The 24,220-nt window shown below is 66.0% G+C and carries 21 protein-coding genes; 20 read left to right on the top strand and 1 reads right to left on the bottom strand.

Going from position 1 to position 24,220, the window contains the following annotated elements; translation table 11 throughout:
* Nucleotides 1-129 precede the first annotated feature (129 nt).
* From ACW7G0_RS10060 to ACW7G0_RS09965, 20 genes are all read left to right on the top strand, one after another.
* A complete protein-coding gene (locus ACW7G0_RS10060) occupies nucleotides 130-1,188 on the top strand; it encodes a pilus assembly protein PilM (RefSeq protein ID WP_456960748.1) in 1,059 nt (352 codons plus the stop codon).
* On the top strand, nucleotides 1,188-2,030 hold the full coding sequence (locus tag ACW7G0_RS10055; protein ID WP_456989377.1) for a PilN domain-containing protein: 843 nt from the start codon (nucleotides 1,188-1,190) through the stop codon (nucleotides 2,028-2,030). Before ACW7G0_RS10060 ends, ACW7G0_RS10055 begins: the two co-directional genes overlap by 1 nt.
* Nucleotides 2,027-2,692, top strand: a complete 666-nt coding sequence (locus tag ACW7G0_RS10050; protein ID WP_456989376.1) for a type 4a pilus biogenesis protein PilO — start codon at nucleotides 2,027-2,029, stop codon at nucleotides 2,690-2,692. The genes ACW7G0_RS10055 and ACW7G0_RS10050 overlap by 4 nt, the downstream gene beginning before the upstream one ends.
* A 1-nt stretch (nucleotide 2,693) precedes the next feature.
* Nucleotides 2,694-3,248 carry a pilus assembly protein PilP gene (locus ACW7G0_RS10045; RefSeq protein ID WP_456960751.1) on the top strand — a complete coding sequence of 185 codons (555 nt, stop codon included), beginning with the start codon at nucleotides 2,694-2,696 and terminating at the stop codon, nucleotides 3,246-3,248.
* A gap of 17 nt (nucleotides 3,249-3,265) precedes the next feature.
* Nucleotides 3,266-5,350 carry a type IV pilus secretin PilQ gene (locus tag ACW7G0_RS10040; protein ID WP_456989375.1) on the top strand — a complete coding sequence of 695 codons (2,085 nt, stop codon included), beginning with the start codon at nucleotides 3,266-3,268 and terminating at the stop codon, nucleotides 5,348-5,350.
* Nucleotides 5,351-5,501: 151 nt separating this feature from the next.
* Entirely contained in the window at nucleotides 5,502-6,548 is a 1,047-nt protein-coding gene (locus ACW7G0_RS10035) for an AAA family ATPase (protein ID WP_456989374.1), read from the top strand.
* Complete coding sequence (locus tag ACW7G0_RS10030; protein ID WP_456989373.1) at nucleotides 6,545-7,441, top strand: DUF58 domain-containing protein; 897 nt, start codon at nucleotides 6,545-6,547, stop codon at nucleotides 7,439-7,441. Before ACW7G0_RS10035 ends, ACW7G0_RS10030 begins: the two co-directional genes overlap by 4 nt.
* The gene (locus ACW7G0_RS10025; RefSeq protein ID WP_456989372.1) at nucleotides 7,441-7,929 is read left to right on the top strand and encodes a DUF4381 family protein; all 489 of its coding nucleotides are present in this window, start codon (nucleotides 7,441-7,443) and stop codon (nucleotides 7,927-7,929) included. The genes ACW7G0_RS10030 and ACW7G0_RS10025 overlap by 1 nt, the downstream gene beginning before the upstream one ends.
* Nucleotides 7,926-8,960, top strand: a complete 1,035-nt coding sequence (locus tag ACW7G0_RS10020; protein ID WP_456989513.1) for a vWA domain-containing protein — start codon at nucleotides 7,926-7,928, stop codon at nucleotides 8,958-8,960. The genes ACW7G0_RS10025 and ACW7G0_RS10020 overlap by 4 nt, the downstream gene beginning before the upstream one ends.
* Nucleotides 8,957-10,804 carry a VWA domain-containing protein gene (locus tag ACW7G0_RS10015; RefSeq protein WP_456989371.1) on the top strand — a complete coding sequence of 616 codons (1,848 nt, stop codon included), beginning with the start codon at nucleotides 8,957-8,959 and terminating at the stop codon, nucleotides 10,802-10,804. The genes ACW7G0_RS10020 and ACW7G0_RS10015 overlap by 4 nt, the downstream gene beginning before the upstream one ends.
* Complete coding sequence (locus tag ACW7G0_RS10010) at nucleotides 10,801-12,483, top strand: BatD family protein (protein WP_456989370.1); 1,683 nt, start codon at nucleotides 10,801-10,803, stop codon at nucleotides 12,481-12,483. The genes ACW7G0_RS10015 and ACW7G0_RS10010 overlap by 4 nt, the downstream gene beginning before the upstream one ends.
* Before the next feature lie 79 nt (nucleotides 12,484-12,562).
* Nucleotides 12,563-13,885 carry a dicarboxylate/amino acid:cation symporter gene (locus ACW7G0_RS10005; RefSeq protein ID WP_456989369.1) on the top strand — a complete coding sequence of 441 codons (1,323 nt, stop codon included), beginning with the start codon at nucleotides 12,563-12,565 and terminating at the stop codon, nucleotides 13,883-13,885.
* A gap of 195 nt (nucleotides 13,886-14,080) precedes the next feature.
* Complete coding sequence (gene tkt, locus ACW7G0_RS10000) at nucleotides 14,081-16,069, top strand: transketolase (protein WP_456989368.1); 1,989 nt, start codon at nucleotides 14,081-14,083, stop codon at nucleotides 16,067-16,069.
* Nucleotides 16,070-16,355: 286 nt separating this feature from the next.
* Nucleotides 16,356-17,030, top strand: coding sequence for an ABC transporter ATP-binding protein (locus tag ACW7G0_RS09995; RefSeq protein WP_456989367.1), 675 nt, complete (start codon nucleotides 16,356-16,358; stop codon nucleotides 17,028-17,030).
* Nucleotides 17,017-17,997, top strand: coding sequence for an HlyD family secretion protein (locus ACW7G0_RS09990; RefSeq protein WP_456989366.1), 981 nt, complete (start codon nucleotides 17,017-17,019; stop codon nucleotides 17,995-17,997). Before ACW7G0_RS09995 ends, ACW7G0_RS09990 begins: the two co-directional genes overlap by 14 nt.
* On the top strand, nucleotides 17,994-18,974 hold the full coding sequence (locus ACW7G0_RS09985) for an HlyD family secretion protein (protein WP_456989365.1): 981 nt from the start codon (nucleotides 17,994-17,996) through the stop codon (nucleotides 18,972-18,974). Before ACW7G0_RS09990 ends, ACW7G0_RS09985 begins: the two co-directional genes overlap by 4 nt.
* Complete coding sequence (locus tag ACW7G0_RS09980; RefSeq protein WP_456989364.1) at nucleotides 18,971-20,308, top strand: efflux RND transporter periplasmic adaptor subunit; 1,338 nt, start codon at nucleotides 18,971-18,973, stop codon at nucleotides 20,306-20,308. Before ACW7G0_RS09985 ends, ACW7G0_RS09980 begins: the two co-directional genes overlap by 4 nt.
* Entirely contained in the window at nucleotides 20,305-21,555 is a 1,251-nt protein-coding gene (locus ACW7G0_RS09975; RefSeq protein WP_456989363.1) for an ABC transporter permease, read from the top strand. Before ACW7G0_RS09980 ends, ACW7G0_RS09975 begins: the two co-directional genes overlap by 4 nt.
* A 129-nt stretch (nucleotides 21,556-21,684) precedes the next feature.
* Nucleotides 21,685-22,056, top strand: coding sequence for a BlaI/MecI/CopY family transcriptional regulator (locus ACW7G0_RS09970; protein ID WP_456989362.1), 372 nt, complete (start codon nucleotides 21,685-21,687; stop codon nucleotides 22,054-22,056).
* Complete coding sequence (locus ACW7G0_RS09965; protein ID WP_456989361.1) at nucleotides 22,043-23,326, top strand: TonB family protein; 1,284 nt, start codon at nucleotides 22,043-22,045, stop codon at nucleotides 23,324-23,326. The genes ACW7G0_RS09970 and ACW7G0_RS09965 overlap by 14 nt, the downstream gene beginning before the upstream one ends.
* Here ACW7G0_RS09965 and ACW7G0_RS09960 read toward each other — a convergent pair.
* Complete coding sequence (locus ACW7G0_RS09960) at nucleotides 23,321-24,199, bottom strand: MBL fold metallo-hydrolase (protein ID WP_456989360.1); 879 nt, start codon at nucleotides 24,197-24,199, stop codon at nucleotides 23,321-23,323. The genes ACW7G0_RS09965 and ACW7G0_RS09960 overlap by 6 nt on opposite strands.
* Nucleotides 24,200-24,220 lie beyond the last annotated feature (21 nt).

Here is a 24,220-nt window from a genome sequence, read left to right as displayed (position 1 = left end):
GAAAGGGGCACTGGTGGGCAATTAGCGGGTAAGGTGGTTGCGGCTTTGTGAAAAGTCCGTTATCTAAGACGGGGCACACGAAGCTCGCGCAAGCGGGCCAGTGGTTGCAAGGGGCAAGGGGAGATAACAGTGGGCGTGATCAGCAAGAGCCAGCCGGCGCTCGTCGGTGTGGATATCAGTTCGACCGCAGTCAAGCTCCTGCAGCTTTCGCGGGCGGGCAACCGCTACCGCGTTGAGCACTACGCAGTGGAGCCGCTGCCACCCAATGCGGTGGTGGAAAAAAACATCGTCGAGCCTGAAGCCGTGGGCGAGGCGATCAAGCGTGCCGTCGCGCGCTCGGGAACCCGGGCCAAGCATGCGGCTGCGGCAGTCTCCGGTTCCGCCGTTATCACCAAGGTGATCCCGATGGCGGCCGAGCTCGAGGGCGACGACCTGGAGGCGCAGGTAGAACTGGAAGCGGTCAACTACGTCCCGTATCCGATCGAGGAGGTAAACCTCGATTTCGAAGTGCTCGGGCTGGTTCCCGGCAGCACCGAGTCGGTGCAGATATTGCTGGCCGCCTCCCGCTCCGAGAACGTCGAGATCCGCGTCTCGGCGCTGGAGATGGGCGGGCTGATCCCGAAAGTGATGGATGTGGAAGCCTTCGCGATCGAGAACGCGTTCGGCCTGATTGTCGACCAGTTGAACGTGCCGAAGGACGGGTTGGTGGCATTGATCGACTCGGGCGCGACGATGACCACGCTCAACGTGTTGCGCAATGGTCGCAGCCTGTATGGGCGCGAGCAGGTGTTCGGCGGCAAGCAGCTGACCGACGAGATCATGCGCCGCTACAGCCTGAGCTACGAGGAAGCCGGCTTGGCCAAGCGCCAGGGTGGATTGCCGGAGACCTACGAAGCCGAAGTGCTGGAGCCGTTCAAGGAAGCCATGGCGCAGCAGGTCAGCCGGTTGCTGCAGTTCTTCTACGCCGGCAGCGAGTTCAACCGGGTCGACCAGATCGTGATCGCCGGCGGTTGCGCCGCGATCCCGGGCATCGCCCAGATGGTCGAAGAGCAGCTTGGCGTGCCAACCATGATCGCCAATCCGCTGGCCCACATGACATTGGGGTCGCGAGTGCAGGCACATGCATTGGCCCAAGACGCGCCGGCACTGATGATTGCCTGCGGACTGGCCTTGAGGAGCTTTGACTGATGGCCCGGATCAACCTTCTTCCGTGGCGCGCCGAGCGCCGCAAGCAGCGCCAGAAAGACGCGATGTTGATGCTGGCACTGTCGGCGCTTGCGGCGGTGGTGCTGTCGTTCCTGATCGTGGGTTACCACAACGCCCAGATCGATGGCCAGACCGAACGCAACAGCTTCCTGAAAGCGCGCATCGCCGAGGTCGACAAGAAGATCACCGAGATCGACGAGCTCGACCGGCAGAAGTCGAAGCTGCTCGCACGCAAGGACGTGATCGAGAAGCTGCAGGCCAATCGCTCGCAGATGGTGCATTTGTTCGATTCGCTGGTCCGCACGATCCCCGACGGGGTCATCCTGACGGCAATCAAGCAGGACAACGAGACCTTGAGCCTGGAGGGCCGCTCGCAGTCCAGTGCCCGCGTCAGTACCTACATGCGCAACCTGGAAGGTTCCAGCTGGATGACGCAGCCGGAGCTGTCGATCATCGAGGCGAAGGGCTTCGAGAAGGGCCTGCCGTACGAATTCAAGTTGCAGGTCAAGATGGCGAACCCGAACGCGCCCACCGATGAAGATGGCGATGGCGTGCCCGATTCAGCGGTTGAGGACGTGGCTGTCGAGGACGCGGCTGCGGCGACGCCGGAGGCCGCGGTGGCCAGCCCCGATGCCGGGACTGCGCCCGCAACCGGTGCCGCAGATGACGCTGTCGGCTCCGAGGCCGAATCGGCGGTTGCCGGCGATGCCGATACGACGGTCGTCGATACCGCGCCCGCCGACATTCCGACCGCCGATGACGCAGCGGCCGACCCGGCTGAAGGCGACGCCGCCGTTGCCCCCGCACCAGGAGCCGCCTCGTGAGCCAGAAGATCAATATCCGGGAGCTCGACTTCCAGAACATCGGCGGATGGCCGCAGCGGGCGCGGGTTGGCTTGTGCGTGATCATCGGCCTGCTCATCGTCGGCTTGTCATGGTGGGTGTTCGTGCGCGACCAGCGCGAGCAACTCGCGGGCCTGGAACGCACCGAAACCGAACTGCGCGACGAGTTCGCCGAGAAGCAGGGGCGAGCCTCCAACCTTGAGCCGCTCAAGCTGCAACTGGCGCAGATGGAGCAGCAGCTGCAACAGATGCTGCGCCAGTTGCCGAGCAAGACCGAGATGCCCGACCTGATCGTCGACATCTCGCAGACCGCGCTCGCCACCGGTATCCGCAATGAGCTGTTCCAACCGGGCCCCGAGCAGCTGAAGGAGTTCTACGCCGAGAAGCCAATCGCGTTGCGCATGGTCGGCAGCTACCACCAGTTCGGCGGATTCGTCAGTGGGGTCGCCTCGCTGCCACGGGTGGTCATCATGACCATGCACGATATTTCGCTGAAGCCCCGCGGTGACGACAAGGGCGCCGGGATCACGGCCAACTCGCCACTGGAGCTCGCCGGCACGGTAAAGACCTATCGCTATCTTGACGAGGACGAAGTAGCCGAGCAGGCGCAACAGGATCAAGCGGCAAAGAAGGGAGGGTCCTGACATGCATAACCTGACCGTTCACCGCGCAGTGCTGGTAGCCCGGGTGCTGGGGGTCGCATTGCTGGCAACGGCCGTGGTCGGCTGCACGCGGGGTGTGACCAGCAGCTACGACCAGGCGCCGAACCTGGAGGAATTTGTGGCCGAGGTACAGGCACGCCCTGCGCCGCCCCTGGATCCGTTGCCGGTGATGCAGCAATTCGAAACCTTCGAGTACGCCGCCCACGGCCTGCGTGATCCGTTCAGCAACGCGTTCACCGATCGCGACGGCAACAACGGTCCGCGACCGGATTCCGGTCGGCGCAAGCAGGTGCTGGAGCAGTTTCCGCTGGACAGCCTCGACATGGTCGGCACGCTGGGCCAGGGCGGCAACATCGTGGCGTTGGTGATGGCGCCCGACAAAGTCACCTACCGGGTGAGCCCGGGCATGTACGTAGGACAGAGCGACGGTCGGGTGACCGGCGTGTTCGAAGACCGCATCGAGTTGGTGGAACTGGTGCCGGACGGTGCGGGGGGTTGGCTGGAACGCGCGGCCTCTGTCGCTTTGGAAGATCAATGAGAATTGGGGATAGCACGATGACCGTATTCAAAGCCACACGATCGCGGCGTACGCAGCGCCCCCTGTTGTTTCGCAGTGCCGGTTTCGGCCTGCTGCTGGGGGGGATTGCGGCCTTCACCGCCGTGCACGCGGGGACGCCGCACGTCGGCATGGCCGCGTCGGCCGTGGTCGCGCCAGCGGCTCCGACAACCAGCCTGGACCCGGCCAAGCAACTGCCGGGTGCGATCGCGGTGTCCAACATCGACTTCAAGCGTGGTGATGGTGGCTCCGGGCAATTGATCCTCAGCTTCACCGGCACCGGTGCGACACCGGACTTGCGCAACCAGGGGTCCCAGGTCGTCATCAATGTCGCAAACGCCTCGTTGCCGGCATCCCTGCAACGCCCGCTCAACGTATCCGACTTCGCGACCCCGGTGGATCATATCGAGGCACGCAGCAGCAACAGCGGCACCACCCTGGTGCTGGAGACGTCGGGTGCCTACGAGTCGATGGCCTACCAGACCGGCAACGACTACATCGTCGAGATCGTGCCGCGCGCGGCCGTCGCGAAGTCCGCGCCGAAGGGCGATGACCAATCCAGCGCCGCGATGGGTGCCACCAGCGCGACCACCAGCGACACCCGCAAGTACGCCGGGCGCCCGGTGACCTTCAACTTCCAGGACGTGCCGGTACGCACCGTGCTGCAGTTGATCGCCGAGGAGTCCAACCTCAACCTGGTGGCGTCCGATACGGTCCAGGGCAACGTGACCCTGCGCTTGATCAACGTGCCATGGGACCAGGCGCTGGACATCGTGCTGCGGGCCAAGGGCCTGGACAAGCGTCGCAGCGGTAGTGTCGTCTGGGTGGCCCCGCAGGCCGAACTGGCCAAGTACGAGCAGGACAAGGCCGACGCCCGCATTGCGATGTCCAACCGGACCGAGCTGGTCACCGAGTACATCCAGATCAACTACCACAACGCCGAGCAGATCTTCAAGATGCTGACCGAGGCCAAGGGCATCGGCGGCTCGGGTGCCGGTGGTGGCGGTGGTCAGGGTGGCCAGATCGATACCGGCTTCCTGTCCTCGCGTGGGCGCGTGATTGCCGACTCGCGCACCAACACCTTGATGGTCAGCGATACCCCTGACAAGGTCGAAGCGATGAAGATCCTCATCCGCGAGATCGACCGTCCGGTTGACCAGGTCGTGATCGAGGCGCGGGTGGTCATCGCCACCGAAAGCTTCATGCGCGAGTTGGGTGCGAAGTTCGGCATCAGCGGAAGCAAGGACAACGCCTACTTCAGCGGCGACATAGAGGCAAACAGAGTCAACCGCAACGAGGATGTCACCACCGACATCGCCAATCGCAACGCGATCTACCAGAACAACCAGGCCAATGCGAATGCCATCCGCGACTGGCAGATGGAGAACGCGGAGCGTGCGCTGGAGGGCCTGGCTGGGCTGCCTGCGCCTGTTCCGACCCTGCCGCAGCTTATTGCCGGCACGATCACGCAAGGCCTGATGAGCAACCTGGGCGTGAATCCAGCCGGAGCGGTGGCGCTGTCGATCCTCAATGCCGGCTACCTGCTGGATATCGAGTTGTCGGCGATGCAGACCCAGGGGCGTGGCGAGGTCATCTCCAATCCCCGTATCGTCACCAGCAATCAGCGCGAAGCGATTATCCGCCAGGGTCAGGAAGTCGGTTACGTGACCATCCAGCCGGCCACCGCCGGCGGCGTCGCCACCCCGAGCGTGCAGTTCAAGGACGTCGTGCTGGAGATGAAGGTCACCCCGACCATCACCAATGACGGCCGGGTGTTCCTGAATCTCAACGTCAAGAAGGACGAGATCGAACGCTTCATCCCGACCGGTATTGGCGACGTTCCGCTGATCAGTACCCGCGAGGTCAATACCGCGGTGCTGGTCGAAGATGGCCAGACCGTGGTGGTGGGCGGCGTGTACGAGTTCCGTGACCGCGAAGATGCCAGCAAGGTACCGTTCTTGGCCGACATCCCGTTCCTGGGCAACCTGTTCAAGAAGAAGGGTCGCACCAAGGAAAAGGCTGAGCTGTTGATCTTCGTGACTCCCAAGGTGCTCGAGGTTTCCCAGCGAAACCATCGCGACTGAAGCGGGTTGCCAGCACCATGAAAACGGGGCCTTCGGGCCCTGTTTTCGTTGGGCAGGACGGAGTCGAAAAGCTGAATGCGAGTCTCCCGGGACGGAACCTCGACAGCTGACATCGGTCAAACTCGAGCGATGCCCCGACTCGAGACCCCCGATGGACGAATTTTCGATGGACGATAGCGCGACCGCTGAACAACCGGATAGCGCATCCGGTCCCGCCGCCGCCGAGTTGGCCCGGCTCCGACGGACGTTCGACCAGCTGCGTACGGACTTGTCGGTTGAGATCATTGGCCAGGCGGCCCTTATCGACCGGTTGCTGATTGCGCTGCTGGCGGACGGACACTTGCTGGTTGAGGGCGCGCCCGGGCTGGCGAAGACCAGTGCGATCCGGGCACTGGCGGCACGGCTGGATGCCGAGTTCGCGCGGGTCCAGTTCACCCCGGACTTGCTGCCTGCGGACCTGACCGGGACCGAGATCTGGCGTCCTCAGGACGGCCGTTTCGAATTCCTGCCCGGGCCCATTTTCCACCCGATACTGCTCGCCGACGAGATCAACCGAGCCCCGGCCAAGGTGCAGTCCGCATTGCTGGAGGCGATGGGCGAGCGGCAGGTGACCGTCGGCCGGGCGACCTATCCGTTGCCGCCGTTGTTTCTGGTGATGGCGACCCAGAACCCGATCGAGCAGGAGGGTACGTTCCCGTTGCCGGAGGCGCAGCTGGACCGGTTCCTCATGCACGTGCGGATCGGCTACCCGGAAGCGGAGGCCGAGGCCGGGATCCTCAAGCTGGCCCGCGATCGCGCGCGCGATGCGCTCAAGCCGGTGATCGCGCCCGCGACGCGGCTGTCGCAGGAGGATGTATTTGCCGCCCGCGATGCGGTGCTCGACGTCCATCTGGCACCGGCAGTGGAGCGCTACCTGATAGAACTGGTGCTGGCCTCGCGCAATGCCGCCGCCTACGACGCCGCGCTCACCCGGCGGATTGCCTGGGGGGCGAGCCCGCGTGGATCGATCGCATTGGAGCGCTGTGCACGGGCGCACGCCTGGCTGGTGGGGCGCGACTATGTCACTCCGGATGATGTCCGCGCAGTCGCACCCGACGTGCTACGCCATCGCATCCTGCCCAGTTACGAGGCGACGGCGGAAGGCTGGGACGGCGACCGACTGGTGGCTGAGCTGCTGGCCAAAGTCCCACTGCCGTGAGCGACGGCATTACCCCGACGCTGGCCGAACTGGTGGCGCTGCGTGCCGCGGCGAGTGGCCGGCGCGTTGCCAGGCACGGCCGCCACGGGGCCAGTGGACAAGCGCTGTCGCCGATGCGCGGGCGCGGGATGGAGTACGCCGAGTCACGTGAGTACATCGCCGGCGACGACGCCCGTCATATCGACTGGCGCCTGACCGCGCGCACCGGTCGCGCCCATACCAAGCTCTACCAGGCCGAACGCGAACGGCTGACCCTGATCGTCGCCGACACCGCGCCTTCGCTGTATTTCGGAACCCGGACCCGGTTCAAGTCGGTCCAGGCGGCGCGGGCCGGTGCGGTCGCGGCCTGGGCCGCGGTACGCGATGGCGACCGCATCGCGGCGTTGCGCGGCAGCCAGGCCGAACCACCGGTGACGCCGGCCGGCGGCCCTCGCGGCGCCTTGCGGGTATTGGATGCACTGGTGCGGTGGTACGCAGGGCCGCCCGCAGAGGATGCCGGTCTTGGCGTCGCCCTCGACCACGCCCAGCGCTTGCTGCGTCCTGGTTCAAGGCTGCTGGTGCTGGCCGACCCGCACAGCCTGGCCGGTATTGCGGAGCGGCGCTGGTCGGTGTTGTCCCAGCATCATGAGGTCGTGGTGCTGCTGGTGACCGACCCGCTGGAGTTGTCGCCACCGACGGCGACGTTGCCGTTTCGCAGCGGTGATCAACGCATCGAGTTGGACCTGGGTAGCCCCGCCCGGCGGAAGCAATGGCGTGCGGAGTTTGCCGTCCCATTGGAGGCGGCGCTGGCGTCATTGCCGGCGCGCGGGGTCCGTGTGCAGGCCTTGTCCTGTGACGCACCCAGTGAGTCGTGGTTGCCGTTGCTGGGCCAGCCGCGGCCGATGGTGGCGTGATGCAGGACGCGACGCTGGTATTGCGCGACATCCACCAGCCGCCGGCGCCACCCTGGTGGCCACCCGCGCCAGGCTGGTGGTTGCTCGCTGCGCTGGTGCTCGCCCTGGTGGGCGGTTGGGCCTGGTGGGCTCGGCGGCGGCGCAGGCGGCTCGCGGCCATTGCCGCGGTGTTCGACGAGGTAGTGGCTGCAGCCACCACACCAGCCGCGGAAGTGGCAGCGATATCGGAGCTGCTGCGCCGCGCGGCACGCCGGGTGAACCCCGAAGCGGACCGGCTGCAAGGTGACGCATGGCTGGAGCTGCTCGACCGTGATGTAAAAACCAAGGGAAAACGCGGAAAACGGGCGGCTGACAACCGCGGCTTTCACCAAGGTCCAGGTCGTTTGTTGCTGGATGGAGGCTATCGCAAGCAGGTCGACCCGAAAGAAGTAGCAGCGCTGCGCCCACTCGCGCGTGCACGCTTCCTGCAATGGATGGCGAAATCATGATCTCGGCGTGGGACGCGTGGCTGGCGCAGGCATTCGCGGGGTTCGCCTGGCCGTGGTTGTTTCTCGCCGCGCCGTTGCCGCTGCTCGCGCGTTGGCTGCTGCCGGCAAGGCCCAGCCCTTCGCCGGCGCTGAAGGTGCCATTCGGTGACCGGCTTGGCGGTCTGGCCGGTACCGGCGGCGTGCGGGGCAGCTGCGTGCCGTGGTTGTTGTGGCTTGCGTGGCTGCTGTTGTGCGTGGCGGCCGCGCGGCCGCAGCAGTTGGGTGAGGCAATCCTGCCACCGGAGCAGGGCCGGGAGCTGATGTTGGCGCTGGACCTGTCGGGAAGCATGAGTGAGCCGGACATGCAGTTGGGCGGGCGCCAGGTGGATCGGCTGACAGCGGCCAAGGCGGTGCTGTCGGATTTCCTGGACCGTCGCCAGGGTGACCGGGTCGGACTGGTGGTGTTCGGGCGCCGTGCCTACGCGTTGACCCCGTTGACCGGGGACCTGGCCAGCGTGCGTCTGCAACTGGCCGACAGCGTGGTCGGCCTGGCCGGTCAGGAAACCGCGATTGGCGATGCGATCGGCCTGGCGGTGAAACGTTTGCAGGGCCGGCCGGCAGCCGCCACCGCTGATGGCGATGCCGATACTGTCCTGATTGTGTTGACCGATGGCGTCAACACCGCCGGCTTGCTGAAGCCGTTGAAGGCGGCCGAGCTGGCCCGTGACGCCGGCGTGCGGGTACACACCGTTGCGTTTGGCGGTGGCGGCGCGATGTCGCTGTTCGGCTTCCAGTTGCCGATGGCCGGGACCGCCGATGATATTGACGAGGCGACCTTGAAGAAGGTCGCGGAGATTACCGGTGGCCGCTTCTTCCGTGCCCGCGACACTGCTGCGCTGGCCGGAATCTACGCCGAGATCGACCGGCTCGAGCCGGTGGAGCGTCCAGGCCAGGCGGTACGGCCGAAGCTGGAGCGCTACCCATGGCCGCTGGGCGCGGCGTTCGCGCTGGGCTTGCTGGCTTTGCTCTGGCCCGGCAGGAGACGCGCGTGAATATCGACCTCGATGCGCTGCATTTCCTTCGGCCTGACTGGTTATGGCTGCTGTTGGGCCTGCCGCTGCTGGGCTGGTGGTGGCAACGTCGCCGGCAGCGCGCGAGTGTCTGGCGTGAGGCCGTTGACCCGCACCTGCTCCCGCACCTGCTCGCGGATCGGCGCGGCTCGCGCAAACCGCGGGCGCTGCTTGCCGGGTCTGGATACTCGCTGGCCTACCTGCTGTCCGTCCTGGCACTGGCAGGACCGAGTTGGCAGCAGACCGCGCAGCCACTGTGGCAACCGCAGACACCGCTGGTCATCGCACTGGACCTGTCCAGCACCAGCCTGGCCGGCGACCTGCAGCCGTCGCGGCTTGCCCAGGCGCGCGCCAAGCTGGCGGTATTGCTGGACCAGCGCGAGGGCGGACAGGTCGGGCTGGTCGTCTACGCCGGCGATGCTTTCACGGTGGCCCCGTTGACCCGCGACGCGACCAACGTGGGGCTGTTCCTGGGTGCGCTTCAGCCCGATGTGATGCCGGTGGAGGGCCAACGGGGCGACCGCGCGATTGCCTGGTCGGCCCGCCTGCTGGAGCAGGCCGGTTTCCGCAGTGGCCGGATCCTGTTGTTGACCAACCACGCCGACGCCGATGCGTTGGCTGCGGCGCGCGCCGCCAGTTCCCAGGGTTATTCGGTATCGGCCATCGGCTTGGGCACCGCCCAAGGCGCACCCTACAAGACCGCGACAGGCGCCATAACCAGCACACGTCTGGAGGTCGATTCGCTACGGCGGCTCGCGGCAGCGGGCGGGGGACGCTACGTCACCCTCACGCCGGACAACACCGATCTGGAGACGCTCGGAGTGCTGGATCCGACGGATACGGGCATGGATGGCGCTGGCGATCAGTCCGCTGCTGCCGAGCACGGTTTGAGTTGGCAGGATGGGGGCTTCTGGTTGCTGCCGCCGGTGATGCTGCTGGCATTGTTCGCGTTTCGACGTGGCGCCCCGGTTGCCGTGATCGTGCTGTGTTTGTGGCTTCCCGGCCGCACCGCGCAGGCTGCGGAGCTGTGGCAACGCCCCGACCAGGTGTCCCATCAGAAGATGGAACAGGCAGCGCAGGCGTATCGCGAGGGCGATTTCGGCCGCGCCGCAGAACTCTACGCAACCATCGACGGCCCGGAGGCCGATTACAACCGTGGCAACGCATTGGCCAAGGCCGGCGAGTATCCCCAGGCGCTGGAAGCCTACGATGAGGCGATTGCCCGCCAGGCCGCCATGCCGGACGCGGTCGCCAACCGGCAGGCCGTCGAGGCGGCGATGAAGCGTCAACCACCAAAGGGCCCGGGCAAAGGCAAGCAACCTGGGGATCAGGATCAAAAAGGCTCAGGACAGGGTGACTCGGGGCAGGGCGAGCCGAAGAACGCACAGCAGGGTGGTTCGGGACAGGAACCGGAAAACGGGTCCCCATCAGGCTCGCCAGCCGACAATGGCAAGAAGGCCGAGCCGCCCAGCCAACCCGAGGATGGAGAACCGCAAGATCCCTCCAACGATCCCGGTACTCCGCAATCGCCACCGTCGTCCTCCGCGCCGCCAGAGGCCGCCGATGCAAACGCCCAGCAGGCGGCGGACGAGGCCCAACGTGAGCGCATGGAGCAGGCGCTTGGTCAGGCCAGCCAGGAACCGGGCAAGCGTGAGGAATCGGAAGCGTCGACGGCGCCCGCATCGGAGACGGACGTCCAGCGCGAACGCAGGATCGCCAACGAGGCCTGGTTGGGCCGGATCCCTGACGACCCGGGTGGATTGCTGCGTGCGAAATTCCGGATCGAGTACCAGCGTCGCCAACAACAGGGAGGCAGTGAACAATGAAACCGATGTCGCGAGTAATGCTGCAGGCCTTGTTGCTGCTGCTTTCGATGGCCAGCCTGGCGGCCAACGCACAGACCCGGACCTGGCTTGACCGTGACCGCATCGAATTTGGCGAGACAGTCACCCTCAACATTGAGACGGACACTGGCGCCAGCCCTGACTACACGCCGCTGCAGGCCGACTTTCAGATCAGCGGCCGCAGCAGCAGCCGGCAGATGACCTTGACCAATGGTCGCGCCGTGTCCCGGACCTTGTATGCGGTCGCCCTGAAACCCCAACGTGAGGGGGTGCTGACCGTGCCGGCGCTGGATATTGGCGGCCAGCGCACCGACCCGTTGTCATTGGTGGTGATCCCGGCCAGTGCCGTCAGTCCGGCGCGCGCCGGCGATGATGTGTTCCTGGAAAGCGAGCCCGACGACACGACGCCCTACGTGCAGCAAACGGTCGGCTGGGTGGTGCGCTTGTACGCGGCGGTGCCGCTGGTTTCAGGGCAACTGGACCAGGCGGCGCCGGAGGGCGCGACGTTGCAGCAAGTGGGTGATGATGCGCAATACAGCCGCCAGATCGACGGTCGGCGCTACAACGTGATCGAGCGTCGCTACCTTCTGATCCCCGAGCGCAGCGGCAGCCTGAGCGTGCCAAGTGCCAGTTTCGAGGGCCGGGGCGCGGCCGGGTTCTTCGAGGACTTCCTGGGCCGCGGCGGTGGCGCGTTGCACGCACAGGCGCCACCGCGGGTGCTTGAGGTCCAGCCGATTCCCAAGGCCGCGCCACAGCCGTGGTTGCCATTGCACGACATGAAGCTGCGCTACTTGTCGACGCCCCAGCAACTGCATGCCGGCGTGGCGGCGACAGTGACCGTGGAAGCCGTGGTCGACGGTGCCACCACGGCCCAGGTGCCTGAGTTGCAACTGCCCCCGGTAGAGGGTGTGCAGGTATTCGCCGAGCCGGCCCAGACGGACGAACGCTTCGTCGATGGACGCCCACAGGTGACGGTGACACGCCAGTTTTCGCTGGTGCCGTCGAGGGCCGGCGTGGTGACGCTGCCGGGTTTGCAATTGCAGTGGTGGGACGTGGACGAAGGCGCGACCCGCACCGCCAAGTTGCCGCCGCTGGAGTGGACGGTGGCTGCCGCCGCCGGTGGCTTACCGGTGCCGCCGATGGATGCGTCGCTGCCACCGGGGGTGAGCGAGCCCGCGCCAGCCAATGTGATTGCCGGTGCGGATCGCGGCTGGGTGCTGGCTACCGCGCTGTTCGCGCTGCTGTGGTTGGTGACCCTGGTGTGGGGCTTGCACCGGTTGCCTGCGGGCACGACGCCATTGGCGGCGTCGACGCCTGCCCGGACCGATGATTCAAAGCAGGATGGGGCAAAGCAGGATGTCGCAAAGCCGGACGTCGCCGGTTTCAAGCGCGCATTGGCCAGCAGTGATTTTGAAGACATTGCCGACCGCTTGTGTCGACTGGCCCGGTTGCCGGCGGGGAGCATTGACGAGGTGCGGGCACGGCTTGATGAGCCGGCCCAGGTGGATGCGCTGGACGCGATGCAGCGCGCGCGTTGGGGCGGCGGTGACGGGGTTGTCGCACGCCAGATGATGCGTGCGGCATTCGCCCGCGGCCCACGTTGGCGCCCGTCATTGCCGGAGCCCGCCTCGCCATTGCCGCCGTTGTATCCAAAACCGTGAGGGAAGTCCCGCCGGGCCCGGCGTGGAATAGAGGTTCAGGTTTGCTAAGCTCGGCCGCTGTCCAGCAGGAAAACACCCGATGACCGAAGCGAACAGCGGCGCGGACGCCAAGGGCAAAAGCAAGATGCCCTTGCATTGGAAGATGGCAATTGGTTTCGTCGCCGGCCTGTTGCTGGGGATGATCGCGCACTACGTGTCCGGAGCCGACGCCGCCTGGGTGCAGTGGCTGACCAACTACGTGACCCAGCCGGCCGGCCAGTTGTTCCTGCGGTTGATCTTCATGCTGATCATCCCGCTGCTGTTCTCCGCGTTGGTGGTCGGCATCGCCGAGATGGGGGATGTGCGCTCGCTTGGCCGGGTCGGCTGGAAGACGCTGGCCTATACGGTCATCGTGTCCAGCATCGCGGTGGTGATCGGGCTGTTGCTGGTCAACTGGCTGCAACCGGGCGTCGGCGTCGACCGCGTCGCCGCCGAGCAGATGCTCGCCGAAGGCGCCGACCGTGCCCAGGCGATCGTCGCCAGCAGCGCGGGCCAGGCGCAGGGCATGGACATGTTGCTGTCGATCGTGCCCAGCAACGTGATTACCGCGGCGGCTGAAAACTCGATCCTCTCGGTCATGTTCTTCGCGCTGATGGTCGGTATCGGCCTGGTGATGACCAACAGCAAGGCGGCCGATACCCTGCAACGTGGCATCGAGGGGCTGTTCGAGGTGTCGATGACCTTGATCGGCCTGGTCATCAAGCTGGCGCCGTATGCGGTGTTCTGCTTCATGTTCAACCTGGCCGCATTGTTTGGCTGGGACTTGCTGGTGCGCCTTGGCGCGTATGTCGGCGTGGTGGTGCTGGCGCTGTCGATCCACATGTTCGTGGTCTATTCGATCGCGCTGAAGTTCGTCGGCGGCTATTCCCCGGTGAAGTTCTTCAAGAACTCGCAGGAAGCGATTCTGATGGCGTTCTCGACGTCCTCGTCGAACGCCACCTTGCCGACTGCGCTCAAGGTTGCCGAAGTGGATCTGGGGCTGCCGCGCAAGATCTCGCGTTTCGTGCTGACCGTCGGCGCTACCGCCAACCAGAACGGAACCGCGTTGTTCGAAGGTGTGACGGTGCTGTTCCTGGCGCAGTTTTTCGGGGTCGAATTGTCGCTGGCGTCGCAGGTCACGGTGATGTTCGTGTGCATCCTCGGCGGCATCGGTACCGCGGGCGTGCCGGCCGGCTCGTTGCCGGTGATCGCGCTGATCTGCGCCATGGTCGGGGTGCCTCCGGAGGGCATCGGCATCATCCTGGGCGTCGACCGCTTCCTCGACATGTGCCGGACCACGCTCAACGTCACCGGCGACCTGGCCGCCGCCGTGGTGGTGTCGCGTGGTGAGAGCGACCCGGTAGCGCTGACAATGGCGGATTGAGCGGCGCAGGCCGGCGGTAGCGGCGCAAAAGCCGCGCAAGACAGGCGTGGCGCACGGTCGCCGAGTGCGTGAATCCCGGCTTTCCCGCCGCTGCCGATGGCCACGGTTTGGCCGCACGCGCGGACTCGGCGACAATTGGCGCCCGCCTGCCCGGGTATCTCCGCGCCGGCCGAGCCTTCCCTTCTTGGATCCGTCATGCCCACGCCCAGCCGCCGCGACCTTGCCAATGCCATCCGCTTCCTCGCCATCGACGCCGTGCAGGCGGCCAACTCCGGCCACCCCGGCATGCCGATGGGCATGGCCGACATCGCCGAGGTGCTGTGGAACGATTACCTGAGCCACAACCCGGCCAACCCCGGGTGGTTCAACCGCGACCGCTTCATCCTGTCCAACGGCCACGGCTCGATGCTGCAGTACGCGCTGCTGCACCTGTCCGGCTATGACCTGTCGATCGAGGACCTGAAGCAGTTCCGCCAGCTGGACTCGAAGACCCCCGGCCACCCGGAGAACTTCATGACCCCGGGGGTGGAGACCACCACCGGTCCGCTCGGCCAGGGTCTCGCCAACGCGGTGGGCATGGCGCTGGCGGAGAAACTGCTGGCGCAGCGCTTCAACCGTCCCGAGCAAGCGATCGTCGACCACCGCACCTGGGTGTTCATGGGCGATGGCTGCCTGATGGAAGGCATCTCCCACGAGGCGGCGTCGCTGGCCGGTACCTGGGGCTTGAACAAGCTGGTCGCGTTCTGGGATGACAACCACATCAGCATCGACGGCGACACCGCCGGCTGGTTTACCGACGACACCCCGGGACGGTTCGAGGCCTATGGCTGGAACGTGGTCCGCGATGTCGACGGCCACGACGCGGACGCGATCAAGCGCGGCATCGATACGGCGCTGTTGAGCAGCGACAAACCGACCCTGATCTGCTGCCGGACCACGATCGGGCACGGTTCACCGGCCAAGGCCGGCAAGGCGTCCAGCCATGGCGCACCGCTGGGTACCGATGAAATCACCGCCACCCGCGCGGCGCTCGACTGGGAGCACGAAGCGTTCCATATCGCGCCGGAGATCTACGACGGCTGGCGCGTGGGCCAGGTCGGCACGTTCCGCGAGGACCAGTGGAACGAGGCCTTCGACAAATACGCGGTGCGTTTCCCGGCCGAGGCTGACGAGCTGATCCGTCGCTCGCACGCCGAATTGCCGGCTGACTTTGCCGCCGCTGCCGACGCCTATATCGCCAAGCTGCAGGCCGACGGCCCGGTGATCGCCTCGCGCAAGGCCTCGCAGAACGCGATCGAAGCGTTTGCGCCGCACCTGCCGGAGCTGGTTGGCGGTTCGGCCGACCTGGCCGGATCCAACCTGACCCTGTGGAGCGGCAGCAAGTCGGTCACCACCGACGCCCGCGACGCCAACTACATCTATTACGGCGTGCGCGAGTTCGCGATGACCGCGATCAGCAACGGCCTGACCCTGCACGGTGGCTTCATTCCGTATGACGCGACCTTCCTGGTGTTCAGCGACTACGCCCGCAACGCGGTGCGGATGAGCGCACTGATGGGCGCACGCGCGATCCACGTCTACACCCACGACTCGATCGGCCTGGGCGAGGACGGCCCGACCCACCAGCCGATCGAGCACGTCGCCAGCCTGCGATATATCCCCAACAACGACGTCTGGCGTCCCTGCGATGCGGTCGAGTCGGCGGTGTCGTGGAAGGCCGCGATCGAGCGTGCGGACGGTCCGAGCTGCCTGGTGTTCTCGCGCCAGAACCTCGACCACCAGCCGCGCGACGCCACCCAGGTCGCCGCCATCGCGCGCGGCGGTTACGTGCTCAAGGACGGCGGCCCGAACCCGGAGCTGACCCTGATCGCTACCGGCTCGGAAGTCGGCCTGGCGATGAAGGCCGCCGCGCAGCTTGGCGACAACGTGCGCGTGGTGTCGATGCCCTCGACCGACGTGTTTGACCGCCAGGACGCGGCGTATCGCGAATTGGTGCTGCCCAAGGCCTGTCGCAAGCGGGTGGCGATCGAGGCCGGTGTCAGCGACTTCTGGGGCAAGTACGTTGGCCTGGATGGCGCAGTGATCGGCATCGACACCTTCGGCGCCAGTGCGCCGGCGGAAAAGCTGTTCCCGCACTTTGGCTTCACCGTCGAGCATGTGGTCGAGGTGGCGCGCTCGCTTTAAGTCGTAAGCCACCACGGAAATTGCATGCGCGGCCCGCTCGGTAGCGCATGCGTCCGTGCTGCCAACGCGCTCAAGGTGGGGAACTTTCCGGGCGCCGCGGAGCACGAATGCGTCACATAGGTTGTATCGTCGGGCACGGACCGGCGACCGGCAGCGGGTCCAGCAAATGTCGCGAGGTGCCATGACGTGATGCTTGCAATGGGTTGAGCAGGAGTGGGGAGTTGAGCGATTTTCAGGGGGAACGGGGCGGCGCAGTAGCGAGGGATCTGTTGCGGATGCCGCGGGCATGATCGAACTGCAGCAAGTCCGCCGCAGCTACCAGATGAGTCGACAGGTGGTGCATGCGCTCGACGGTGTCGACCTGTGCATTGACGCAGGCGAGTTTGTCGCGGTCACCGGGCCGTCGGGCTCGGGCAAGTCGAGCCTGCTCAATATCCTTGGCTGCCTGGATAAGCCCGACAGTGGCCGCTACATGATCGAGGGTGAGGACGTCGCCAGCTTCGACGACGAGGCCATCAGCGACATCCGCAACCGTCGGGTCGGTTTCGTGTTCCAGAGCTTCCACCTGCTGCCGCGCCTGAGCGTGTTGGAAAACGTGCTGCTGCCGTTGCGCTTCCATCGTGAGCCGCCAGCGTGGGCGCATGAACACGCGCGCGAGTTGCTGGAACGCGTCGGCTTGGGTGAACGCAGCGATCACCGGCCCAACGAGCTATCCGGTGGCCAGATCCAGCGCGCGGCAATCGCGCGGGCCTTGTTGCTCAAACCTGCGCTACTGCTGGCCGATGAACCTACCGGCAACCTCGATTCCAAGAGCGCGGCCGATGTACTCGGCCTGATCGAGGAGGTCCACAAAAGTGGCCAGGCCGTGGTGCTGGTGACTCATGATCACGACGTCGCCGCGCATGCGCCTCGCGGGATTCGTCTGCGCGACGGCAGGATCGAACACGATGGCCCGCATTGACCTGCGCGGCGGCCTGCTCGCCCTGACGCTGACGTGCCTGCTGGCGTCGCCGCTGGTCGGCGCGGTGGTGTTGACCGGTGAGGTGCAGGCGATCGGCGCGCAAACGATCTACGTCCCACAGGCGTATTCCTCCCCGGTCGTGCTGCGTTACTTCGTATCCGAAGGCGAGCGGGTCAAGCAGGGTGAGGTCGTGTTGCGGATCGACATGAGCACTTCAGCCGCGCAGATCATCGAGCTCGACGCCCAGATCGTGCAGGCAAAAGCGCGCATGGCAAACGAGATTGCCGAGTTGCGGGTCAAGGCGGTGGACGCGGAACTGGCACTGGTCGAAGCGCAGGCGGAGCAGGCAACGGCGCAGATCGATGCCGGTATCCCGGCCGGGCTGATCTCAGGTCTGGACTACGATCGTTACCAGGGCGAATTGGTGCGTACCACGCGCGAATCGGCACTCAAGGACAAGGAGTTGGCCGCTGCCGGTGCCGCGATCACGCGACGGCAGACGGACGGAAACCTGGAAATCGACAAGCTCGCGATTCAGCGCGATTTCCATACCGCTAGAGTCGAAACTGCCGAGGTGCGCGCCGAGCGCGACGGTGTGGTCGTCCACGGCTTCGACAACTGGTCTGGCGGTCGCATCGACGAGGGCAGCTCCGTGAGGCCGGGCAGCAAGGCCGGGGAGGTCGTCAGTGGCGGCACAATGAAGGTGAAGGCATGGGCACTGGAACCGGATCGGAACGGGTTGAAGGTGGGACAAACGGTGACACTGGCGTTTGATGCCTTGCCGGGTGATGAAACCGGCGGACGAATCGTTGCCATTGGCGGGGCGCCAGACACGAAGCTGGAGTGGGGCGATGGCCGCTACTTCACGATTGATATCGAGTTGTCCGGCCAAGGTGGGTTGAAGCTACTGCCGGGCATGAGCGTGCGGGTCGATGTCCCGGTATCAGCGGCCGGTATCGCGCCATGAAGCGTCTGTGCGTGATGCTGGTCGCACTGTCCCTGTTGCTATGGGAGTTGCCGGCCGCGGCGGAAGTGCTGTCGATTGATGGTGAAGCCTACGCGCGCAAGTCCGCGGTTTTGATGCCGCCCAGCGTCGCTGGCACATGGATGTTCACCATCACCCGCCTTGCGGCCGATGGCGCGCCGGTCGAGAAAGGTGATGTGGTGCTTTCCTTTGACGGCACCAGCCTGATCCAAAAACGGACGGAAAAGCACAGCAAGCTGGCGGAAAAGCAAAGCGAGCTGGACACGTTGCTGCTGGACCTAGCGGAGCGCGAACGCACTGCGCGCCTGGCCACCGAGGAGGCGCAAGCCAACCTGGAAAAGGCCGAGCGCAAGACCGAGCAGCCGCAAGCGATGATTCCCGGCATTGAGTACCGCAAGCTGGTGGTTGCACGTGAACAGGCGACCCGGCGCATGGCATTGATGAACAAGCGCGAGCGCCTGGCCGCCGAGCAGCGCCGGCAGGAGCGTCGGCTGCTGGAGGCTGAGATCGCAGAACTGGAAAACGAAGTCGCGGACCTGGGTGTGTCCATCGCATCGCTCGACATCAAGGCTTCGCGTGACGGGTTGATGATGCACAAGAGCAGTTGGGGTGGTGACAAGTTCGACGTCGGATCACAGGTTTACCGTGGTCAGTCCGTTGCCGAGATTCCCGATGTCGATAGCCTGGCGGTGCGCGCCGACCTCCCCGAACGGGCGTTGAACCGGGTTGCGGTGGGCATGCCGGTACGGGTGGTGGTCGAAGGCGGCGCCGGTATCGCCGTGGCCGGGAGAATCACCGGGATCGGCCAGGCCGTGCGCAGCAAGTCGCGGGCGCAGCCGGTGCCGGTGGTGGACCTTGAAATCACCCTGGACGCCGCTGTTGGCAAGCTCAAGCCTGGCCAGGTGGTTCGGGTCGGGATCAAGCTGCCCGACCGTGTTGCCGCCGCGGAGGACTCATGATGCCGACCCGGTACGTCCGTTCGATCCGTTCCATTCGCCTAAGGATGCTGTTGGTCGCGCTGACCGCGCTGGCCGGCTGCAACGAGACCAACGTGCCACCGACCACGGAAATGGTCGCCAGCGGCCCGGTGCTGCTTGATGTGATCGGCGAGGGCCCGTTGCAGTCCAGCAAGGCGACCCCGCTGCTGGTGCCGGGACAACGCCGGGCCAGCCGCCAACTGACGTGGATGTTGTCCGAGGGCAGTCCGGTCGAGAAGGGCGAGTTGCTGGCGCGATTCAGCACCGAACGCGGCGAGCTCGACCTGGCCGATGCGATGGTCGATCTCGAACGTAATGACCTGGCACGTGCTGCCAAGCAAAGTGAGCTCACCGCCGGTCAGGGACGGGTCGCCGTCGACCTTTCAAAGGTGGCGGTGGACCTGTCCATCGCCGAGCGCTATGCGGGGGCGGATCTGTCGATGATGTCGCGTAACGAGGTGCTCGACGCGATCCAGGATGTTGACTACCTCGGCGCCAAGCGTGACACCCTGCATTGGAAGCAGGGCCAGTCCAGCGAACGCGGAGCGGCCGAACTGGGGGTGCTTGACGCCCAACGCGCCACGATCACGGTCGAGGCCAAACAGAACCGCGCCGATCTTGCGGCGCTGGAACTGCATGCGCCGCATGCCGGGGTGATGATGCTTACCGCCAACTGGGCCGGCGACAAGGCGGCCGTTGGCAGCGCACTGCGCGCAGGTTCCGAGTTCGGCCGACTGCCGGACATCAGTGCGCTGGAAGTCGAGCTGGCACTGCCGCAGATCCAGGCCCAGGGCGTGGAGGTTGGCAACAAGGTCGTGCTGTCGCCGGTCGGCCAGCCGGCGCAGGTCGTGACCGGCACGCTGGACTGGGTGGCCAGTGCAGCCAAGGTCATGAGTCGCGACAGCCCGGTCAAGTACCTGACCATGAAAGCCAGGGTGCCGGCCGATGCCGCGCGCAAGTACGGTTGGGTGCCAGGCCAGAAGCTGCGTGCGCGGGTGATTCTTTTCGAGGATGACAATGCGCTGAGCGTCGCCAATGTCGCCCTGCACAGCGAGGCCGGAAAGCATTACGTGCAGGTGCGCGAAGGTAATGGATTCCAGCGCCGGGAAGTCGATCTGGGTGTCCGTGGTACCGCGCGATCCCAGGTGCTCGGCGGACTGGAAGCGGGTGATGAGGTATTGCTGGTCGCGGCCGGATCATTGGATGACACGGCGGATGAAAGCGATCCGGCCGCCGACACGACCACATCCGACAAGCCGGCAGTGACGGATGAAACCACCGACGACATGGGTGGCGACGGGGGCGGGAAGGCATGAACCGATGGATGCGCGCGTTGCCGCCGATCTGGCGCGAGGCGGTCGAGGAGTTGTGGCGTCGTCGTTTGCGTACCGGCCTGACCTTGCTCGGGCTGATCTTCGGCGTCGGTGCGATCGTGGCCATGCAGGCGGTGGGCGAGGGCAGCCGCCGAGAGGCGCTGCGGATGGTCGAGAGCCTGGGCCTGCACAACCTGATCGCCGAGTCGGTCAACCAGGACGATGCCACCCGCAAGGAGACGCGCCAGCGCAGCCTTGGCCTGAGTGTGGCCGATGCACAGGCGGCACTGGCGGTGGTGCCGGGCGCGGAGACGTATGCCGCGGAGAAGCCCATCCGCACCCATTCGGTGTTCAGCGACAACGGACGCAGCGATGCCCAGGCCAGTGGTGTCAGCGCCGACTACTTCGCGATGTCATCGTTGGAAGTGGCGAAGGGTCGGGCCTTGAACGCCGATGACGCTGCCCGGTTGGCGGCGGTCGCCGTGCTGGGCAACCAGGCGGCGGCGGACCTGTTTCCCGGACGCCGGGCCCTGGGGCAGTACATCAAGGTCAACCACGCCTGGCTGGAAGTGGTCGGCGTGTTGGCCGACCGCGATCTGGGCGGGGCCAAGTTCGAAGGCATGCAGCTGGGGCTGGAGAGCAACCGCATCTACCTGCCGCTGACCAGTGCCCGGGCACGATTCAAGTTTGATCCGCTGGAGGATGAAGTCGACCGCATCCTGTTGCGGATCGCCGATCCGTCACAGCTGCTGGCCGGGGCGCGGGTGTTCTCGGCGGTACTCGACCAGCGCCACGCCGGCGAGCCCGATTACCGGCTGGTGGTCCCGCAACAACTGTATCGCCAGCACCAGAAGACCCAGCGCATTTTCCAGGTGGTGATGGGGGCGATTGCCGGCGTCAGCTTGTTGGTTGGCGGTATCGGTATCATGAACATCATGCTCGCCAACGTGCTGGAACGGCGTCGCGAGATCGGCCTGCTGCGCGCGCTGGGTGCGCGCCAAAGCGACGTGATCGCCCAGTTCCTGCGCGAGACCAGCGTGATCTGCTTTGCCGGTGCCTTGCTGGGACTGGTGTTTGGCGTGGTGCTGGCGTACGCGATCGCGATGTTCGCGGACTGGCAGGTAGCCTGGGCGCCGGTGCCGATCCTGTTGTCGGTGAGCTTCTGCGCGCTGGTCGGCCTGGGTTTCGGCGTCTATCCCGCCCGCCAGGCCGCGCAACTGGACCCGATCGCCGCGTTGCGCCACGACTGATTCCTGCAACGCCCCGTCCGTCGCGACCGGCGAGGTGTGTTCATCCGTTGCCAAAGGATTGGACTAAATTAGCCGCTTGACATCCACGTTTACACGCGTAATCTGCAAGAAAGATTACGGACGTAAACAATGCAGATCAGCGAAGCCGAATCGATCGTCATGGACGTGCTCTGGCGCCAGCACCCGCGCAGCGCCGAGGCCGTGGTCGCGGCCTTGGCCGACGCGCAGCACTGGCAGGAAGCGACCATCAAGACCCTGCTCAACCGCCTGCTTAACAAGGGCGCGATTGCTGCCGAGAAGGACGGTCGCCGCTATCTGTACACACCGGTGCTCAAACGCGAGGACTGGCTGATCGACGAAAGCGAGAGCTTGCTGGACCGTCTGTTTGGTGGTCGGGTCGCGCCGCTGGTGGCGCACTTCAGCGAGCACCGCAAGCTCAGTCCCAAGGACGTCGCCGAGCTGCGCAAGCTGCTCGAGGAGATCGACGATGGAAGCCCCTGAGATGTTTGGCGCGTTGGTCGAGACCTCGGTCGCGTCGAGCGCGGCGATCGTGCTGGTGATGCTGCTGCGTCACTGGTTACGGGGCCGGTTCGGTACGGCGACCGCCTATGCGGCTTGGTTGCTGGTTCCAGTTGCGGTGCTGGCGGTGTTGTTGCCGTCAGCGGCGGTTGCACCGGCAGCGGGCGCGATGGGACTGGCCTTGGGTGACACGGTGCCGCAGGCGGTAGTTATTGGAATGCTGGCGACGGTCGACACCGCAGCCGTACTGTTGCCGGTCTGGTGGTTGGGCGCGCTGGCGATGGCGTTGCGTTTTTTCCTCCAGCAACGCCGGTTCCGGCGCGCGCTGGGTCCGCTGAGCCCGCGCACCGACGGCCTGCATCAAGCCAACACGACCGATGGCCTGCCTGCCGTGCTGGGTGCGTGGCGACCGCAGATCGTGGTGCCGGCCGATTTCGATCAACGCTACAGCCACGAGCAGCGTGTGCTGATGCAGGCCCATGAAGCCAACCATATCCGTCGGGGCGACCTGTACCTCAATACCGCCGTCGCCGCGCTGCGCTGCGTGTACTGGTTCAACCCTCTGGTGCACATCGCGGCCCGGCATTTCCGTCATGACCAGGAGCTGGCCTGTGACCAGCGCGTGATCGCTCGCCATCCGCAGTCGCGTCGCGCGTACGGCGAGGCAATGCTCAAGACCCAGCTGGCTGCACAGCCCCTGCCGCTGGGATGCCACTGGGGTTATAGCCATCCACTCACGGAGAGAATCGCCATGCTCAAGCAACCCATCCCCACGGTTTCGCGCTGGTTGGCCGGCAGCACCGTCGTCGCCGCCTTGAGTTTGCTGGTCGGCTACAGCGCATGGGCGGCACAGCCGCCAAAGGTCGAGTCAAGTCAGGGAGTCGTCAGCATTGGAGAGATGGCGCGGCCGTCTTATCCGGCCGAAGCGGCCACTCAAGGCATCGGCGGCAAGGTGAATCTGGTGATCAACGTGGACGCGCAAGGGCTTCCGGCAGATATCCAGGTCGAGTCGGCCGAGCCGGCCGGTGTGTTCGATCAGGCCGCGGTGGAAGCAGCGCGCAACTGGCGGTTCGAGCCAAAGATCGAGAACGGCAAGCCGGTAGCGAGCCGCATCCGGGTACCGGTGGAATTTGAGCCGGACCCGCCCGCGCCGCCAGCACCGCCTGCGCCGCCTGCCGCGCCTTCGGCTCATGCGCCGCCGGCGCCTCCCATGCCGCCGGCGCCCCCCGTTGCTCCTGACGAGCGTTCATAAGCCATCTGCTGGTGGCTCCACCTGCAGCGGCATGCACAGGTAACGGCGACCGTCGGCTCCGGCAGGGGGCAGGCGGCCGCCGCGGAGGTTCACCTGCAGCGACGGGTACAGCAGGTTGGGCGCGGGCAGGTCGGCATCGCGCGCGCTGCGCGCGGCACGGAAGGTCTCCAGAGTCGTTTCACCCGCAAGCATGCGGTTGTCGCGGCGGGACTCGCTGACGCTGACGCTGGCGCGGCGCTCGCGCCCGGCCGGTGGATAGTCGTGGCACAGCCACAGCGTGGTTTCATCGGGCAGTGCATAGAGGCGCTGTATGGAGGCGTGCAGCTGCTCGACGCTGCCGCCGGGGAAGTCGCAGCGGGCGGTGCCCAGGTCAGGGGAAAACAGCGTGTCGCCGATGAACACGTTGTCGCCGATCCGGTAGCTCAGTCCATCGGCCGTGTGTCCGGGCGTCGCGATCACCTCGATGTGCAACCGGCCCGCATGGATGACCTGGCCATCGGCCAGCAGTTGATCGAACGCGTGGACGACGGCGTCGTCGTCGGTGGCGAGTCGGAAGATCGCGGCGAAATGCGCCTGCACCGAGCGGATCCCGGTGCCGATCGCCACCGTCGCCGACGTTCGCGCCCGCAGGAAGGCGGCCGCACTCAGGTGGTCGGCGTGGGCGTGGGTTTCCAGGATCCGATGCACTTGCAGGCCGTGCGCCGCGATGTGCTCGAGCAGGGCGCCGGCACTGTCGGTGGCAATCCGGCCGGAGCGGTGGTCGTAGTCGAGCACCGGGTCAATCACCACCGCCTCGGAACCTCGGCTGACGACGTAGCTCCAGGTGCCGGTCGGGTCATGGAAGAAGGGCTGGATGAGCAGGTCGGTGGTCATCAGGTTGCTCCCGACTACGGA

This window comes from Lysobacter sp. A286 (genome assembly GCF_054052105.1).
Note: the sequence above shows the minus strand (reverse complement) of the source record. Positions and strands in the feature narration are given on the sequence as shown.

Bases quoted from the DNA above. Each gene is read 5' to 3' on its own strand.
- ACW7G0_RS10055 (WP_456989377.1), top strand. From the start codon at position 1,188: ATGGCCCGGATCAACCTTCTTCCGTGGCGCGCCGAGCGCCGCAAGCAG.
- ACW7G0_RS10045 (WP_456960751.1), top strand. From the start codon at position 2,694: ATGCATAACCTGACCGTTCACCGCGCAGTGCTGGTAGCCCGGGTGCTG.
- ACW7G0_RS10040 (WP_456989375.1), top strand. From the start codon at position 3,266: ATGACCGTATTCAAAGCCACACGATCGCGGCGTACGCAGCGCCCCCTG.
- ACW7G0_RS10035 (WP_456989374.1), top strand. From the start codon at position 5,502: ATGGACGAATTTTCGATGGACGATAGCGCGACCGCTGAACAACCGGAT.
- ACW7G0_RS10025 (WP_456989372.1), top strand. From the start codon at position 7,441: ATGCAGGACGCGACGCTGGTATTGCGCGACATCCACCAGCCGCCGGCG.
- ACW7G0_RS10020 (WP_456989513.1), top strand. From the start codon at position 7,926: ATGATCTCGGCGTGGGACGCGTGGCTGGCGCAGGCATTCGCGGGGTTC.
- ACW7G0_RS10010 (WP_456989370.1), top strand. From the start codon at position 10,801: ATGAAACCGATGTCGCGAGTAATGCTGCAGGCCTTGTTGCTGCTGCTT.
- ACW7G0_RS10005 (WP_456989369.1), top strand. From the start codon at position 12,563: ATGACCGAAGCGAACAGCGGCGCGGACGCCAAGGGCAAAAGCAAGATG.
- tkt (WP_456989368.1), top strand. From the start codon at position 14,081: ATGCCCACGCCCAGCCGCCGCGACCTTGCCAATGCCATCCGCTTCCTC.
- ACW7G0_RS09995 (WP_456989367.1), top strand. From the start codon at position 16,356: ATGATCGAACTGCAGCAAGTCCGCCGCAGCTACCAGATGAGTCGACAG.
- ACW7G0_RS09990 (WP_456989366.1), top strand. From the start codon at position 17,017: ATGGCCCGCATTGACCTGCGCGGCGGCCTGCTCGCCCTGACGCTGACG.
- ACW7G0_RS09985 (WP_456989365.1), top strand. From the start codon at position 17,994: ATGAAGCGTCTGTGCGTGATGCTGGTCGCACTGTCCCTGTTGCTATGG.
- ACW7G0_RS09980 (WP_456989364.1), top strand. From the start codon at position 18,971: ATGATGCCGACCCGGTACGTCCGTTCGATCCGTTCCATTCGCCTAAGG.
- ACW7G0_RS09975 (WP_456989363.1), top strand. From the start codon at position 20,305: ATGAACCGATGGATGCGCGCGTTGCCGCCGATCTGGCGCGAGGCGGTC.
- ACW7G0_RS09970 (WP_456989362.1), top strand. From the start codon at position 21,685: ATGCAGATCAGCGAAGCCGAATCGATCGTCATGGACGTGCTCTGGCGC.
- ACW7G0_RS09965 (WP_456989361.1), top strand. From the start codon at position 22,043: ATGGAAGCCCCTGAGATGTTTGGCGCGTTGGTCGAGACCTCGGTCGCG.
- ACW7G0_RS09960 (WP_456989360.1), bottom strand. From the start codon at position 24,199: ATGACCACCGACCTGCTCATCCAGCCCTTCTTCCATGACCCGACCGGC.